Genomic DNA, 13,988 nt, shown 5'->3' with positions numbered 1-13,988 from the left:
GAGAACGAAGAGACAAACCTTCAGATGTCATGGATGCGCCTCTTCGTGGCGGCGGGCCTGCTGATTGGTCTGACCGCCTGCAGTACCCGCCCGCCGGCCCAGCCGGAAAATCTATGCCAGATCTTTCGGGAAAAGCCCGACTGGCACAAGGCGGCGCTCAAGATGAACGAAAAGTGGGGTACACCTGTTCAGGTGGTGATGGCCATGATGTATCAGGAGTCCTCCTTCGTACACGATGCCCAGCCGCCAATGGGCTACTTCCTCTTCATTCCGACCGGGCGAGCCAGCTCCGCCTATGGTTATGCCCAGGTGAAAGATGAGACCTGGGACGATTACCAACGGGAAACCGGCAACAGCTGGAGCAGCCGCGACGACTTTGCCGACGCCATCGATTTCATGGGCTGGTACACTAACAAGGCCCAGCGGCTGAATGGCACTTCCAAGTGGGATGCCTATGGCCAGTATCTCAACTATCACGAAGGGTGGGGTGGCTACCGGCGTGGCAGCTACCGCAGCAAGGGGTGGCTGATGAAGACCTCCCGCAAGGTAGAGGCGCGTGCCCAGCGCTACGGCGCCCAGTATCGACAATGCAAGGATCAGCTCTCCAGCGGGGGCTGGTTCTGGTAACCAAATCAGGAGTCAGAAATGCCGTTATTGGACAGTTTTACCGTTGACCACACACGTATGGAAGCGCCTGCAGTGCGCGTGGCCAAGACTATGCAGACCCCGAGCAAGGACACCATAACCGTGTTCGATCTGCGTTTCTGTGTGCCGAACCAGGAGATCCTCTCCGAACGCGGCATTCACACCCTCGAGCACCTCTTTGCCGGTTTCATGCGTGATCACCTGAACGGCAATGGTGTGGAGATCATCGACATCTCCCCCATGGGGTGCCGTACCGGTTTCTACATGAGCCTGATTGGCGCACCGGACGAAGCCCGTGTGGGCGCCGCCTGGCAGGCTGCCATGAGCGATGTGTTGGCCGTGCAGGAGCAGGCCAAGATCCCGGAGCTGAACGAATATCAGTGCGGCACCTTCAGCATGCATTCGCTGGAGGAAGCCCATGAGATCGCTCGTAACGTGCTGGCGCGTGGTATCGGCGTCAACCACAACGACGAGCTGGCACTGCCGGAAGAGAAGCTGAAAAGCCTCTAGGTTGTGCATGGCAAAAATGAAAAAGGCCGGTCATTGACCGGCCTTTTGTTGTCTGGAGGATTCAGGACGGCAAGGGCATGACCCGGTTGCGACCCAGCTCTTTTGCCTTGTAGAGCAGTTTGTCGGTGCGCTCGACCAGCGCATCGCCTGTTTCCTGACCATTGTACTCACCCACTCCGAACGAGGCTGTGATGTGGTCGATGCGGCGGCCGGACTTGCGATCCAGGATGGACATCTTCTCTATGGCACGGCGCAGACTCTCGGCCATCTGGCGGCTCAGGGCCAGGTTGCGCATGGGCACCAGCAGGGCGAACTCCTCACCACCGAGCCGATAGGCGGTGACGCCCTCCTTGCACGTTTCCCGCAGCCGCTTGCTGAAGGCACGCAGTACCTGATCCCCAAGCAGGTGACCATATTCATCGTTGAAATTCTTGAAGCGGTCGATGTCCGACAGAATGAGGGAGAAGGGCTGCTTGCTGCGGATCAAGCCATCGATCTCCAGATCGAAGGCGCGGCGATTGAGCAGGGAGGTGAGGGCATCCTCGTTGGCCAGCTTGCGGGTTTCGTTCAGTGCCTCACGTAGCTCTTTGATCTCTTTCTCTGCATTGCTGAGCTGATTGCGAAAGTGCATGGTCGACATGCGCACATCTCGCGATTCGCGTACCAGATCCCGCAAGATGCCCATGGTGTCGTCAAGGCTAAGCCCTTCATCGTCGATGAGACTCAGTCGATCGAAGCTCTTGTCGAGCATCTCCTGAAACATGCCGGTGTCGGAAATGGCGTCTTGCATGGTGTGGCCGAGCTCGTTGGCCATGGCGGCCAGACTGAGTTTCATGGCCTCCATCTGTTGCTCATCCTGGGCGGCGAGGTGCTGATGATAGAGCCGCTCGCAGGTGGTGAGTGAGCAGGTGCCCTGCAGCTTGATCGCCTGATCGATGGCCTGATTGAGCTCTGGCATGCTGGCCGACACGTAGTTATACCAAAGGGTATAGTTATCCGGCGTCGTGGGAATTTGATACTTGATCATCAGTGGAACCGCCTGCTTAAGATAGGCGGCGGATTGCGCGAACGAGTCCTTGCTCATGAGTTCCGTGTCTCATCATGCCTGCAAACTTTGCATAGTATGACAGAGAGATTGGCCAAAAGGCAGTCGATGGATGCCATTAGCTCCCCCCTTCGATATAATGTCTGCGTTACTACCTACCCTAAGGCCTGCTTATGTCTCAAAAAGATCCTTTCCTCCAACGCGAGGCCGAAAAATACGAAAACCCCATCGCCAGTCGCGAGATGCTGCTGGAGCTCATCAAGGGTCATGAAAAACCCATGACCCGTGAGGAGTTGGCCAAGGCCCTCAAGCTGACCGACGAAGAGCCGTTGGAAGCCTTGCGCCGTCGTCTGCGCGCCATGGAGCGCGATGGGCAACTGGTATTCACTCGCAACCAATGTTACGCCCTGCCGGATCGTCTGAATCTGGTAAAAGGGTATGTACTCGGCCACAAAGATGGTTTCGGTTTTCTGCGCCCGGAAGGTGGTGGACCGGATCTTTATTTGAACAACCGCGAGATGCAGCGCCTGATGCATGGCGACTATGCGCTGGTGCAACCGACCGAGATCGATCGCAAAGGTCGTCAGGAAGCGCGACTGGTACGTCTGCTCAAGTCTCGTGAAGCGGATATCGTCGGCCGTTACTTCGTCGAAAATGGCGTGGGTTTCGTGGTGCCGGATGACAGCCGTATCGGCCAGGACATCATAATCCCGGAAGGGGAAAACAAGGGAGCTCGCCAGAGCCAGGTCGTGGTGGTGCGCATCAACCAGCGCGCCAACTCCCGCATCAACGCGGTCGGTACCGTGCTGGACGTGCTGGGCGAGAACATGGCGCCGGGCATGGAGATTGAAATCGCCCTGCGTACTCACGGTATCCCGCATACCTGGCCGGAAGAGGTGACCAAAGAGGTTGCCGGTCTCGGCGAACAGGTGCCGGAAAAGGCCAAAGAGGGTCGTATCGATCTGCGCGCCCTGCCGCTGGTCACTATCGATGGGGAAGATGCCCGCGACTTCGATGACGCCGTCTTCTGTGAAGCCAAGCGCGGTGGCGGCTGGCGTCTGTGGGTTGCCATTGCGGATGTTTCTGCCTATGTGAAGCCCGGCACTGCACTGGATGCCGAAGCGTATCAGCGCGGCAACTCCGTCTATTTCCCCGAGTTCGTGGTGCCCATGCTGCCGGAGGTGCTCTCCAACGGTCTGTGTTCCCTGAACCCGCAGGTCGACCGTCTGTGCATGGTGTGCGAGATGACTATCTCCGCCGCCGGTCGCATGTCCGGTTACAAGTTCTACGAAGCCGTGATGAACTCCCATGCCCGCATGACCTACAGCAAGGTCGCGGCCATTCTGGATGGGGATCCCAAGCTGCGTCAGCAATATGACCCGCTGGTGGGCCACATCGAAGAGCTCAACAACCTCTACAAGGCGCTCAAGCACGCCCGTCACCAGCGTGGCGCGGTGGAGTTCGAGAGCGAAGAGACCCGCTTCATCTTCAACGCCCAGCGCAAGATCGACCAGATAGTGCCGCTGGTGCGCAACGACGCCCACAAGATCATCGAAGAGTGCATGATCCAGGCGAACGTGGCTGCGGCCCGTTACATCGAGAAGAACGAAGCCTCAGCCCTGTTCCGGGTGCACGACCGTCCGGGTGAAGAGCGCCTGACCGGTTTCCGTGATTTCCTGGCCGAACTGGGTCTGGAGCTCAAGGGCGGCCTCGAGCCCGAGCCGAAAGATTTTGCCGAGCTGGCCGCCAAGTTTGAAGGGCGCCCGGATGCCGAGCTGCTCTCCACCATGCTGCTGCGCTCCATGCGTCAGGCGGTTTATCAGGCAGACAATATCGGCCACTTCGGTCTGGCATTGAAGTCCTATGCCCACTTCACCTCGCCGATCCGTCGTTACCCCGACCTTATCCTGCACCGTGCCATCAAGTATCAGGCGGCCAAGGAGCAGCAGCCCAACCTGCGCCACAAGTGGACCCCGAGCGGTGGTTATCACTACCAGCTGGAAGAAGTGGATCCCATGGGCGAGCACTGCTCCATGACCGAGCGCCGTGCCGACGATGCGACCCGCGACGTGGCCGACTGGCTCAAGTGCGAGTACATGCTGGATCACGTGGGTGACGAGTTTGACGGCGTCATCGCCAGCGTCACCGGCTTTGGTTTCTTCGTCCGTCTGGCGGAAATCCACATCGACGGTCTGGTCCACGTCAGCACCCTGACCAACGACTACTACCAGTTTGATCCCCTGCACATGCAGCTGATCGGCGAGAACTTCCGCCGTCGCTACCGTCTGGGTGACAAGGTACGCGTCAAGGTGATGGGCGTGAACCTGGACGATCGCAAGATCGACTTCGTGATGGTGGAAGAGCCGCTCCAGGCCACCGGCAAGAACGCCAAAGAGATGGCGCGCAAGCAGGCCGAGATCAAGAGCGAGAAAGCCAAGAGCGCCCAGCGCCACGAAAAACGCAAAGAGGGCAAGAATATCGGCAAATCCGACAAGGGTGGCCGTGCCAAGCCCAGCAACAGACGACCGAGCAAAAAGGCTCACGATAAGGCCAAGAGCACTAAATGAGTACTGAACTGATCTACGGCATTCACGCTGTATCCGCGCTGCTTGAGCGCACCCCGGAGCGTTTCATCGAAGTGTGGGCCCTCAAGGGCCGGGATGACGACCGGCTGCACCCCCTGTTGGCCGAGATGGAATCTCTCGGCCTCAAGGTGCAGAGCGTGAACCGCAAGACCCTTGATGACAAAGCGGAAGGCAACAATCACCAGGGCATCATGGCCAAGGTGATAGAGGCGCCCAAGCTGGCCGAGCACGACTTGGCCAGCCTGCTGGACAACTTGGCCGAGCAAAAGGCTCAACCCTTCCTGCTGGTGCTGGACGGGGTGACAGATCCGCACAACCTCGGCGCCTGCCTGCGCAGTGCCGATGCGGCAGGGGTCCATGCGGTGATAGTGCCGCGTGACAAGGCCAGCGGCCTGACCTCGGTGGTGCGCAAGGTTGCCTGTGGCGCCGCCGAAGTGGTGCCGCTTATCCAAGTCACCAATCTGGCCCGCAGTCTGCGGGAGTTGAAGGATCGCGGAGTCTGGATCGTCGGTACTGCCGGTGAGGCGGATCACGATGTCTATCAGGCCAAGCTGACCGGCCCCATGGCGCTGGTCATGGGTGCCGAAGGCAAGGGCATGCGTCGCCTGACTCGCGAACACTGCGACGAGCTGGTCAGCATTCCGATGGCGGGGGCTGTATCCAGTCTCAACGTCTCGGTGGCGACCGGTGTCTGTCTGTTCGAAGCCGTGCGTCAGCGTCGCGCTTAAGGGAACGGGATGGACAGACCCCCGTTCAGTCGGGATCAGGTCACAAATGAGCAGGAGGCCGAGCGCCTCCTCTCTTTTGCCCGGCCTTTGACCCTGAGCCCTCGCACTTGCCTCTGGCATGCCGGTGACAAGCCCGATCTGCTGGTCAAGGTGGAGCAGGGGCTGCTGCGAGCCAAGGTGGTGCTGGCGGATGGCCGCGAGTACATCAAGGAGTTCTATTGGGAGGGGGACGAGTTTATCGACTTCCACCATCTGCTCAGTGGTGAACCCGCCCGCTACAGTGTGGAGGCGCTGGAGCCATGCCGCCTGCAACTCTTCAATCTGAGGGATTTGCGTCAGCTCCCTTGCTGGTCCGCCTGGTATCACCACTTGCTGGCGGTGCAGTTGCGTATCAAGGAAGAGAAAGAGTTGCTGCTGTTGACCGAGAGCCCCCAGGCCCGTTATCAACACTTCCTGCAATGTTTCCCCGCGCTGGATGCCAGGGTGCCGGATCATCAGATCGCCGCTTATCTGGGCATCACCCCCATCAGCTTGAGCCGCATTCGCAAGCGGCTGAAGGATCTTAACAAAGGTTAATGCCTGTGCCCGCGCGGCTGGCTATGCTGCCCTTCTCGATGAGCAAGGAGTTCCCATGAACTGGTCCCTCAAATCTTTTGAACAACTCGACGTCAATGAGCTTTATGAATTGCTCGTGCTGAGATCCCGCGTTTTCGTGGTGGAGCAGACTTGCGTCTTCCTCGATCTAGATGGCGTCGATAAGCGTCCCGACGTGCTGCACCTGCTCGGCTGGCAGGATGGTGAGCTGGTGGCCTACGCCAGACTGATGGCGCCTGATGTGGCCAAGGCGCACCAGGTGGTGATCGGACGGGTGGTGACATCGCCGGAGGCCAGAGGCGACGGTCTCGGTCATCGACTGATGCAGCAGGCGTTGGTGGAGTGCAAACAATTGTGGCCTGGGGTCGGCATCTATCTGGGAGCCCAGGCCCATCTGCAGGGTTTTTATGGTCGCCATGGCTTCACCGCCGTGGGCGAACCCTATCTGGAAGATGACATTCCCCACATTGGCATGACCTCGTCTTAATACCTTTAAAGCATAACAATGAAATTATTATGTCTTGAGGTAGTAAAGAAAACGGGTGCTCGACGCCATATTACTGGGTACCCTTTGAGTGATTAATCGGCAACCGTTGATGGATAGGTTTAAAAATGGTTTTTTATCCCATTAATACAAAACAAGATTCAGCAATTAAGCCGTTGAGCCATTTTATCTGCGTTCGTCACTCGAGTGGCTGTCGCTGATGGAGTTGTTGCGCAAGCGGTTCGCTCTGGACCTGCAAACCTTCGCCATCATCACTCTGGTACTGGGCAATCTGGCCCAGGCCTTCTCCGATGTGTTGGTCAAGCTGATCGGCCCCGGTTTCAGCCCCTTCCAATACATGTTCCTGCGCCAGCTGCTGACCCTGCTGGTGCTGCTGCCCTTCATGCTGCGGGTGCCGAGGGCGGCCTGGGGACTGGGTGCCTGGAAATGGCACCTGCTGCGTGGTCACCTCTGCCTGCTCGGTGGTGGCGGCATGATGCTGGCGCTGACCCAGCTGCCGCTGGCCACGGCCAACGCCATCTTCTATGTCTCACCCTTGCTGACATTGCCGCTGGCGGCCTGGTTGCTCAAGGAGAAGATCAACTCCCGGGTCTGGCTGCTGGGGGGCATGGGGCTGCTTGGTGTCGTGTTCGTGCTCAAGCCGGGAGATTTCCATCTGGCGGGTCTGGGCGCGCTGGTGACCGCCTTCACTCTGGCGCTGTTCAATGTCACCGGCCGCAAGCTGCCAGCGGGTATCTCTGTGGTGGCGACCCTGTTCTGGGCAAACTTGCTGGCGCTGCCATTGACGGCTGGGTTGGCGGTGAATCAATGGCAACCTGTGGACTGGCACCTGCTGGCACTGATCGGTGGCAGCGGCGTGATGCAACTGCTCTATCATGCCAGCTGCATCTACGCCTATCGGCAGGTGGAGGCCAACCGTATTGCGGCAACCGAATACTCAGGACTGATGTTCGTGGTACTGATGGGGATCTGGCTGTTTGGCGAGATCCCGGCCTGGAACCTCTGGGTCGGGGTGAGTTTCATCTTGCTGGCCATCCATTGGCAGCGGCGTTTGCGCTAGCCCAGTCAACTTGACTCCATATGACAAACCGGCGGATGGCCGGTTTGTCATATGGGCAGCTTATGAAGCCTGTCTCGGTTGCCGCACAGGAAATCGGTTAGGCTTGGCGGCTTGTGATTATCGGAACCCTGTCATGACGCCAACCATCTTTGCGGCCATCTTGCTGGCCGCGCTCCTGCACGCCCTCTGGAATGCGCTGGCCAAACGCCAGGCCGAGGGGCGTGTCAGCGTGCTTCTTGTCTCCCTCTGTTCCGGGTTGTTTGCCGCCCCTTTCTTGCCGCTGGTCGGGCTGCCTGTGCCTGCCGAATACCCCTGGCTGGCGCTCTCCATCCTGCTGCATTGTGGCTATTGTCTGTTTCTCGGTCGGGCCTATCGGCTGGGGGAATTCGGCCAGATCTACCCGCTGGCGCGTGGCAGTGCGCCCTTGGTGACTTTGCTGTTCGGGGCCTTGTTATTGGGGGAGGTGCCGGGAGTGCTGGCGGTAGCAGGCGCCCTGGTGCTGGTGAGCGGTGTGTTGCTGATGGCCTGGCGCGGCGGCATCAAACTGGCGTCTGGGGCCCTGAGCGCCGTGCTGATCACGGCGCTGTTTACTGCAGCCTACACCCTCTCGGACGGTGCGGGTGCCCGCTCGGCCGGTGAGCCGCTGCGTTACACTCTCTGGCTGTTTGCCCTGACTGCGCTGATGATGCCACTGCTGATGCGCTGGCAGAGTCGCACCGCCTGGCGTGCGCTTGATCTTGCGGCGTGGCGTACCGGTGCGCTCGGCGGCGCTTTGTCACTGCTTGCCTACGGCATCGTCATCTGGGCCATGACCCAGGCGCCCATCGGGCTGGTGGCGGCGCTGCGCGAGAGCAGCGTGCTGTTTGCCGTGCTGCTCTCCTGGTGCTGGCTGGGGGAGAAACTGGGGCGGGTACGACTGTGCGCCGCCTTGGTGATCCTCTGCGGTATCTTGTTGATCCGTTTTGCCTGATCCCTGGCTGCATCAGACCGGGCGCCGCCCGGCCTGATGTTTGACTCAAGGGGTGACCAGAGTCGTCAGGGTAAAGCCCTCCTCGCAGGGGGCGAGCTGTACCCGCACCTTGCCCAGTTCGGCCAGTGTGGCCACATGGGTGCCGCCGCAGGGAATGGTCACCTCTTTACCTTCAAGCATGCAGTGCCAGTAGCGCGAGTCTATGATGGCCTCGCCAGCCCAGCTGCGGCGGATCTCGCCATTGGCCGCCAGCCAGTCTGCCAGCTGCTGGTTTACGCTGGTCTCTATCTGCGCCAGTTCCGCCAACAAAGCGTCATTATTGACCCCCTTCTTGCGCAGACTCTTGCCGATACGGTACTGCTCCCGGGAGCCCATGGGCTCGACTCGCGAGGTCTGAATGGCGAGGCGGTCAAAGTCGGGCTGATCGAGTGCATCGCGCTCGCTCACCTCTTTGCGCCAGTAGGGGGTCAGCATCCGATTGAGGGCCAGCGCCGCCAGATGGCAGCCGCTGTGACCCAGGCTTAAGGAGTGGCGGGCAGCGGCATCCACCTTCAGTTCAACCCGGGAGCCTACGGCCAGAGTGTGATGGCCTGCCAAGGGGTGCACCACCACGAAGGCCCACCCTTCGGCGCCCCGCTTGACCGGTATATCCTTGTCCACGAACAGTTCGCCCTCCGGGCTGATGGCGCCCATCCGGCAGGGGCCTACACTGGCGTCACCGCCATCCCAGCAAACCGTGCCCACATCCCCCGGTTGATCGGGCCAGAGGTGGCTTTGCGGATGAAAGGGGGTAAGGTCGGTGACCAGCAGGCTGGTATCGCCGCTCTGGCAGAAGACCACGCTGGCCGGTTCATGATGATGGCCCAGCACGAAGCTGGCTCGGGTATGTTCCATGGATGGCTCCCGCTAATCGCAGATGAAAAGAGAGCAGCATACGCCAAAGGGCAGGCCGGCTCATTAACCTGGGTTAATGAACCGGCCTGAGTAGCGGGTCGTGAGCGCTAGATCATGGCGACCAGCAGGTAGGCGTTGAGGCCGATCACCAGTGCGACGATAAGGCGACCGACAGCCTGAGTCACCGGATGGTTGCGATACTCTCCCATCAGCGCCCGATCGCCGGTCAGGATCAGCAGCGGAATGAGTGCCAGCGCTATACCAAAACTGAGCACCACCTGGCTCAGCACCAGGATCTCGGTGGTATTGAGCCCCATGGCGATCACCACGAAGGCGGGAGCCATTGTGATGGCACGGCGTAGCCAGAGCGGTATGGTGAAACGCACGAAACCCTGCATTACTACTTGTCCTGCCAGGGTCCCGACCACTGTGGAGGAGATGCCCGAGGCCACCAGGGACAGGCCGAACAGGGTGGCGGCGGCCTGCCCGAGCAAGGGAGTGAGAGTCTGGTAGGCAGATTCGAGTTCGGCCACCTGCTGGTTGCCAGAACTGTGAAAGGCGGCGGCCGCCATCGCCATCATGGCCAAGTTGACGAAGCCGGCTATGGTCATGGCAATGGCTACGTCTACCCGTGTGGTGTGAAGCCGCTGAGGCACTGTGCCCTGATCCTGGGTGTGCTGGGTCAGCGCCGAGTGCAGGTAGATGACGTGAGGCATGACTGTTGCACCAAGCACGCCAGCGGCTAGGTAGACGGCATCGCTGTTGGGCAGGCCGGGGAAGAGAGCCCCTTCCAGCAGGCTCGGCAGGTGGGGGCGGGAGAATACCAGCTCGACGATATAGGCCGCCGCCACGAACAGCAACAGGCCGCCAACCACGAACTCAAGTGGCTTCTGGCCGCGGCTCTGTAGCATGAGAATGCCCCAGGTCACCACGGCCGTGATGCCGGCGCCTTCCAGCAGGGTGACGCCGAGCAGCAGCTTGAAGCCGACCGCTGCGCCGATGAATTCGGCCAGATCGGTCGCCATGGCGATGATCTCCGCCTGTACCCAGTAGGCCCAGACCGCCGGTTTGGGCAGCCTGTCGCGTATGTGTTCAGCCAGATTCTTGCCGGTAACGATACCGAGCTTGGCGGAGAGGGTCTGCACCAGCATAGCCATCAGATTGGCCCATACCACCACCCACAGCAGCTGATAACCGAAGGTGGAGCCTGCCTGGATATTGGTGGCGAAGTTGCCCGGGTCTATATAGCCGATGGCGGCGATAAAGGCGGGCCCGAGCAGGGTAAGCTTGAATTTGCGGGCCGGAATGGCCGTGGTCAGCGCGGGTTGCATGGAAACACCCTCCATAAGATTATGGAGATAGAATAGATCTAAATGATAATTGTTATCAATTGATGTTTTGTATCATACCCATAGATAAAAACATCTGTGGTGGCCAGTTGCAGTGAGGGATGTGATTTCGTACAATACGCCGCCCTAGAAAGCAGCGTCTAAACACACCATACGTTCCTTGCCTCCGAGGTCTGGCTGCACCTGGGCGGAGGCTGAATTAATCCGTAAGGAGCTAAAATGCGTCATTACGAAATCGTCTTCATGGTTCATCCGGACCAGAGCGAGCAAGTACCCGGTATGATCGAGCGTTACACCGGTGCTATCACCACCGCGGGTGGTACTATCCATCGCATGGAAGATTGGGGCCGTCGTCAACTGGCTTACCCGATCGACAAGCTGCACAAAGCTCACTACGTTCTGATGAACGTGGAAGCAGAGCAAGCCGTTATCGATGAACTGGAAACCAACTTCCGCTTCAACGATGCCGTTATCCGCAACATGATCATGCGCACCAAGCACGCCGTGACTGAAGTTTCTCCGATGGCCAAGGCCAAGGAAGAGCGCTTCGTCCGTCGTGACGACGAGCGCCGCGAAGATACTGTTGAAGCAGCGTCTTCCGAAGAGTAATTCTGGATCACTGAATAGAGGATAAAGGCCATGGCACGTTATTTCCGTCGTCGTAAGTTCTGCCGCTTCACTGCCGAGAACGTTACCGAGATCGACTACAAAGATATCGTTACTCTGAAAAACTACGTCACTGAATCTGGCAAGATCGTACCGAGCCGTATCACCGGTACCCGCGCCAAGTATCAGCGTCAGCTGGCACGCGCCATCAAGCGTGCTCGTTACCTGGCTCTGCTGCCGTACACCGATCTGCACAACAAGTAAGAATCGGCCCGGCACTTAAGCCTAACTCAACTTCCATAGAGGAAAGGTAATGCAAGTTATCCTGCTCGACAAAATCGCCAAACTGGGCGGTCTGGGTGATCAAGTCGCTGTTAAAGCTGGCTACGCCCGTAACTATCTGATCCCGCAAGGCAAAGCCGTTATGGCTACCAAGGCCAACATCGAGACTTTCGATGCTCGCCGTGCTGAACTGGAAGCCAAACTGGCTGCCGGTAAAGCTGCCGCTGAAGAGCGCGCTGCCAAGCTGGGTGAACTGGCTGCTGTTGTTATCGCCTCCAAAGCTGGCGATGAAGGCAAGCTGTTCGGTTCCATCGGTACCCGTGACGTGGCTGATGCCATCACTGCTGCCGGCGTTGCTGTTGCCAAGAGCGAGGTCCGCATGGGCAACGTTCTGCGTAACACCGGCGAGTACGAAGTTGTTGTTCAGCTGCACGCTGACGTCAAAGCAACCGTACAAGTTCAGGTTGTTGCCCTGTAATAGCGATTCGCTGTTGCAAAAAAACCCGCGCATTTGCGCGGGTTTTTTATTTTGGGATCAAAGGGTAGAGTGAAGCTCTGTTCCTCTTGAGGAGATCCCTATGGCAGCCTGGGTCGAAGGTCGGGTCATCGAGCGCATCGAATGGACCCCCACCCTGTTTTCCCTGCGCGTGGCGGCAGAGCTTGCCCCCTACAAGGCAGGACAATTTACCAAACTGGCCCTCGCGCAGGGCGAGCGCCGCATCCAGCGAGCCTACTCCTTCGTCAATCCCCCTTCAGCCCCCTATCACGAATTCTATCTGGTCGAGATCCCGGACGGTGAGCTGACGCCATCTCTTGGCTCTCTGCAGGAGGGCGACACCCTGCTGGTGCAATCCCAGGCCACCGGCTTTCTGGTCCTTGACGAGGTGCCGTCCGGTCGCGATCTCTGGTTGCTCTCCACCGGCACTGCCATAGGCCCGTTTCTCTCCATGCTGGCGGATGGCGAGGCCTTCGACCGCTTCGAAAACCTGGTGCTGGTGCACGGGGTGAGAAGAGGAGAAGAGCTTAGCTACCAGGGGCTGATCGCCAGCTTTGCCGAGCAGCACGGGGCGCGCTTTCATTATGTTCCCTTCGTCAGTCGTGAAGGGTGGCCAGGGGCAATGGCTGGCAGGATCCCGGCGGCCATCGCCGACGGGCGACTGCAGGCGCGAGTCGGGGTCGCATTTTCACCCGAGCAGAGCCAGGTGCTTATCTGTGGCAATCCGGCCATGGTGAAGGAGACCCAGCAGACCTTGCTGGAACTCGGGCTGGCCAAGAACCTGCGGCGAGCCCCCGGCAACATCAGTGCGGAGAATTACTGGTAACGAAATGAGCACAGGGGCATCAGGCCCCTGCTGCATCAGGAGAGGGACTTCAGTTCTTCTTGCCGTTGCCCTTGCTCTTGTCCTTGTGTTTGTCGTGACCTTGTCCCGGGTTGTTGCCGCTGTGGATGCTGCGGTTGTAGTGATCCCGGTACTTGCCATCCATCTTGTCGCAGTTGAGTTTGATGCGGCCATCGCCAATATCGAGATCAAGGCAGTGGTTCTGCCACCAGTCGTACTCTTTGTCATCCCAGTCGAGATCGATCTTGATGTCATTGCCGGAGATGTTGATGCCGTCGCCTCCTTTGGAGGGGGGCGCAGCAAGAGCGGTGCCCTGCACTACGAGCAGGGAGAGCAGCAGTGCGCTGCGGTTAATCGTGGGGTGGCGCTTGAATGGATTCATGGCAAGAATACTCCCATTGTTACTGGCCACTCTGCTGGTTGGCCGGCATCTCGTTGGTGCTGGGGGGCTGGTTGCGGTTTTCCTGATCGTCCAGATTGAGCCTTACCCGTTTGCAATCGGTAGCGCGCGCGTCCCCCATTCCCAGATCGAGGCAGTCAGTTTGCGACCAGTTGAACTGCTTGTCGTCCCAGTCCAGATTGAATGACAGCTCATCAACAGAGAAGGTTGAACCGCCATTATCCTGTGATTGTTGCGCAGCGGGGGCACCGCTCACCAGCAGTAGGGACAGCAGCATAGTGGTCGTTTTGTTCATGATGGCCTCGGGTAGTGACAGTAGCGGATCAGTGTAGCTCTGCCGGGCTGAACCTGGGCGGAACCGCATATAACCGCATAACGGGATTAAGTCAGAGGAACGATTGTAGCGCGTCTCTGTTGCCGATTTGTTCGATTTGGTCGCACTCTGGGCAGCTGGTTCTCTATCTGAAGGAATTCA

At 59.1% G+C, this 13,988-nt stretch carries 17 protein-coding genes; 12 read left to right on the top strand and 5 right to left on the bottom strand.

The features are described 5' to 3' along the window. The first annotated feature begins 33 nt into the window (after window positions 1–33). Together GWQ27_RS08245 and luxS are read left to right on the top strand one after the other, a co-directional pair. Window positions 34–627, top strand: a complete 594-nt coding sequence (locus tag GWQ27_RS08245) for a transglycosylase SLT domain-containing protein (RefSeq protein ID WP_005313426.1) — start codon at window positions 34–36, stop codon at window positions 625–627. Between the two features lie 18 nt (window positions 628–645). Then, window positions 646–1,155 carry an S-ribosylhomocysteine lyase gene (gene luxS / locus GWQ27_RS08240; protein ID WP_159165591.1) on the top strand — a complete coding sequence of 170 codons (510 nt, stop codon included), beginning with the start codon at window positions 646–648 and terminating at the stop codon, window positions 1,153–1,155. A 61-nt stretch (window positions 1,156–1,216) separates the two neighbouring features. Here luxS and GWQ27_RS08235 read toward each other — a convergent pair whose 3' ends face one another. Next, window positions 1,217–2,239 carry a GGDEF domain-containing protein gene (locus GWQ27_RS08235; RefSeq protein ID WP_201302785.1) on the bottom strand — a complete coding sequence of 341 codons (1,023 nt, stop codon included), beginning with the start codon at window positions 2,237–2,239 and terminating at the stop codon, window positions 1,217–1,219. Window positions 2,240–2,373: 134 nt separating this feature from the next. Between GWQ27_RS08235 and rnr the strand changes: the two genes are divergently transcribed. The 6 genes from rnr to GWQ27_RS08205 all read left to right on the top strand — a co-directional run bounded on the left by rnr (window position 2,374) and on the right by GWQ27_RS08205 (window position 8,642). Next, window positions 2,374–4,767, top strand: coding sequence for a ribonuclease R (rnr, locus tag GWQ27_RS08230; RefSeq protein ID WP_021138596.1), 2,394 nt, complete (start codon window positions 2,374–2,376; stop codon window positions 4,765–4,767). Then, on the top strand, window positions 4,764–5,513 hold the full coding sequence (gene rlmB / locus GWQ27_RS08225; protein ID WP_005313416.1) for a 23S rRNA (guanosine(2251)-2'-O)-methyltransferase RlmB: 750 nt from the start codon (window positions 4,764–4,766) through the stop codon (window positions 5,511–5,513). The genes rnr and rlmB overlap by 4 nt, the downstream gene beginning before the upstream one ends. 9 nt (window positions 5,514–5,522) lie before the next feature. Beyond that, the gene (locus tag GWQ27_RS08220; protein WP_234578568.1) at window positions 5,523–6,089 is read left to right on the top strand and encodes a Crp/Fnr family transcriptional regulator; all 567 of its coding nucleotides are present in this window, start codon (window positions 5,523–5,525) and stop codon (window positions 6,087–6,089) included. A 55-nt stretch (window positions 6,090–6,144) separates the two neighbouring features. After that, the gene (locus tag GWQ27_RS08215; RefSeq protein WP_275907106.1) at window positions 6,145–6,594 is read left to right on the top strand and encodes a GNAT family N-acetyltransferase; all 450 of its coding nucleotides are present in this window, start codon (window positions 6,145–6,147) and stop codon (window positions 6,592–6,594) included. A 217-nt stretch (window positions 6,595–6,811) separates the two neighbouring features. Next, window positions 6,812–7,672, top strand: coding sequence for a DMT family transporter (locus GWQ27_RS08210; RefSeq protein ID WP_017411977.1), 861 nt, complete (start codon window positions 6,812–6,814; stop codon window positions 7,670–7,672). Between the two features lie 133 nt (window positions 7,673–7,805). Then, window positions 7,806–8,642: a DMT family transporter gene (locus GWQ27_RS08205; RefSeq protein WP_275907105.1), complete on the top strand. Its 837-nt coding sequence runs from the start codon at window positions 7,806–7,808 to the stop codon at window positions 8,640–8,642. 45 nt (window positions 8,643–8,687) lie between these two features. On the opposite strand, the gene GWQ27_RS08200 is transcribed toward GWQ27_RS08205, so the two are convergent. Together GWQ27_RS08200 and GWQ27_RS08195 are read right to left on the bottom strand one after the other, a co-directional pair. Next, complete coding sequence (locus GWQ27_RS08200) at window positions 8,688–9,536, bottom strand: hypothetical protein (protein ID WP_275907104.1); 849 nt, start codon at window positions 9,534–9,536, stop codon at window positions 8,688–8,690. A gap of 107 nt (window positions 9,537–9,643) precedes the next feature. Then, a complete protein-coding gene (locus tag GWQ27_RS08195) occupies window positions 9,644–10,867 on the bottom strand; it encodes an Nramp family divalent metal transporter (protein WP_021138602.1) in 1,224 nt (407 codons plus the stop codon). Between the two features lie 237 nt (window positions 10,868–11,104). On the opposite strand from GWQ27_RS08195, the gene rpsF reads away from it, so the two are divergent. The 4 genes from rpsF (at window position 11,105) to GWQ27_RS08175 (ending at window position 13,095) form a co-directional block, all read left to right on the top strand. Next, the gene (gene rpsF / locus GWQ27_RS08190; RefSeq protein ID WP_005313395.1) at window positions 11,105–11,494 is read left to right on the top strand and encodes a 30S ribosomal protein S6; all 390 of its coding nucleotides are present in this window, start codon (window positions 11,105–11,107) and stop codon (window positions 11,492–11,494) included. A 30-nt stretch (window positions 11,495–11,524) separates the two neighbouring features. Beyond that, the gene (gene rpsR, locus GWQ27_RS08185) at window positions 11,525–11,755 is read left to right on the top strand and encodes a 30S ribosomal protein S18 (protein WP_005313392.1); all 231 of its coding nucleotides are present in this window, start codon (window positions 11,525–11,527) and stop codon (window positions 11,753–11,755) included. Window positions 11,756–11,804: 49 nt separating this feature from the next. Next, window positions 11,805–12,251, top strand: a complete 447-nt coding sequence (gene rplI / locus GWQ27_RS08180) for a 50S ribosomal protein L9 (RefSeq protein WP_005313386.1) — start codon at window positions 11,805–11,807, stop codon at window positions 12,249–12,251. 100 nt (window positions 12,252–12,351) lie between these two features. Further along, window positions 12,352–13,095: a ferredoxin--NADP reductase gene (locus GWQ27_RS08175; RefSeq protein ID WP_265422215.1), complete on the top strand. Its 744-nt coding sequence runs from the start codon at window positions 12,352–12,354 to the stop codon at window positions 13,093–13,095. A gap of 49 nt (window positions 13,096–13,144) precedes the next feature. On the opposite strand, the gene GWQ27_RS08170 is transcribed toward GWQ27_RS08175, so the two are convergent. Then, on the bottom strand, window positions 13,145–13,495 hold the full coding sequence (locus GWQ27_RS08170; RefSeq protein WP_265422216.1) for a hypothetical protein: 351 nt from the start codon (window positions 13,493–13,495) through the stop codon (window positions 13,145–13,147). 19 nt (window positions 13,496–13,514) lie between these two features. Continuing rightward, window positions 13,515–13,808: a hypothetical protein gene (locus GWQ27_RS08165; RefSeq protein WP_238583092.1), complete on the bottom strand. Its 294-nt coding sequence runs from the start codon at window positions 13,806–13,808 to the stop codon at window positions 13,515–13,517. Window positions 13,809–13,988: the final 180 nt, after the last annotated feature.

Origin of the sequence: Aeromonas sp. 5HA1 (genome assembly GCF_029237245.1) — a bacterium.
GTDB lineage: Bacteria > Pseudomonadota > Gammaproteobacteria > Enterobacterales > Aeromonadaceae > Aeromonas > Aeromonas salmonicida.
Note: the sequence above shows the minus strand (reverse complement) of the source record. Positions and strands in the feature narration are given on the sequence as shown.

Bases quoted from the DNA above. Each gene is read 5' to 3' on its own strand.
- GWQ27_RS08235 (WP_201302785.1), bottom strand. From the start codon at position 2,239: ATGAGCAAGGACTCGTTCGCGCAATCCGCCGCCTATCTTAAGCAGGCG.
- GWQ27_RS08220 (WP_234578568.1), top strand. From the start codon at position 5,523: ATGGACAGACCCCCGTTCAGTCGGGATCAGGTCACAAATGAGCAGGAG.
- rpsR (WP_005313392.1), top strand. From the start codon at position 11,525: ATGGCACGTTATTTCCGTCGTCGTAAGTTCTGCCGCTTCACTGCCGAG.
- rplI (WP_005313386.1), top strand. From the start codon at position 11,805: ATGCAAGTTATCCTGCTCGACAAAATCGCCAAACTGGGCGGTCTGGGT.
- GWQ27_RS08205 (WP_275907105.1), top strand. From the start codon at position 7,806: ATGACGCCAACCATCTTTGCGGCCATCTTGCTGGCCGCGCTCCTGCAC.
- rlmB (WP_005313416.1), top strand. From the start codon at position 4,764: ATGAGTACTGAACTGATCTACGGCATTCACGCTGTATCCGCGCTGCTT.
- rpsF (WP_005313395.1), top strand. From the start codon at position 11,105: ATGCGTCATTACGAAATCGTCTTCATGGTTCATCCGGACCAGAGCGAG.
- GWQ27_RS08195 (WP_021138602.1), bottom strand. From the start codon at position 10,867: ATGCAACCCGCGCTGACCACGGCCATTCCGGCCCGCAAATTCAAGCTT.
- GWQ27_RS08200 (WP_275907104.1), bottom strand. From the start codon at position 9,536: ATGGAACATACCCGAGCCAGCTTCGTGCTGGGCCATCATCATGAACCG.
- rnr (WP_021138596.1), top strand. From the start codon at position 2,374: ATGTCTCAAAAAGATCCTTTCCTCCAACGCGAGGCCGAAAAATACGAA.
- GWQ27_RS08215 (WP_275907106.1), top strand. From the start codon at position 6,145: ATGAACTGGTCCCTCAAATCTTTTGAACAACTCGACGTCAATGAGCTT.
- GWQ27_RS08170 (WP_265422216.1), bottom strand. From the start codon at position 13,495: ATGAATCCATTCAAGCGCCACCCCACGATTAACCGCAGCGCACTGCTG.
- GWQ27_RS08165 (WP_238583092.1), bottom strand. From the start codon at position 13,808: ATGAACAAAACGACCACTATGCTGCTGTCCCTACTGCTGGTGAGCGGT.
- GWQ27_RS08210 (WP_017411977.1), top strand. From the start codon at position 6,812: ATGGAGTTGTTGCGCAAGCGGTTCGCTCTGGACCTGCAAACCTTCGCC.
- GWQ27_RS08245 (WP_005313426.1), top strand. From the start codon at position 34: ATGCGCCTCTTCGTGGCGGCGGGCCTGCTGATTGGTCTGACCGCCTGC.
- GWQ27_RS08175 (WP_265422215.1), top strand. From the start codon at position 12,352: ATGGCAGCCTGGGTCGAAGGTCGGGTCATCGAGCGCATCGAATGGACC.
- luxS (WP_159165591.1), top strand. From the start codon at position 646: ATGCCGTTATTGGACAGTTTTACCGTTGACCACACACGTATGGAAGCG.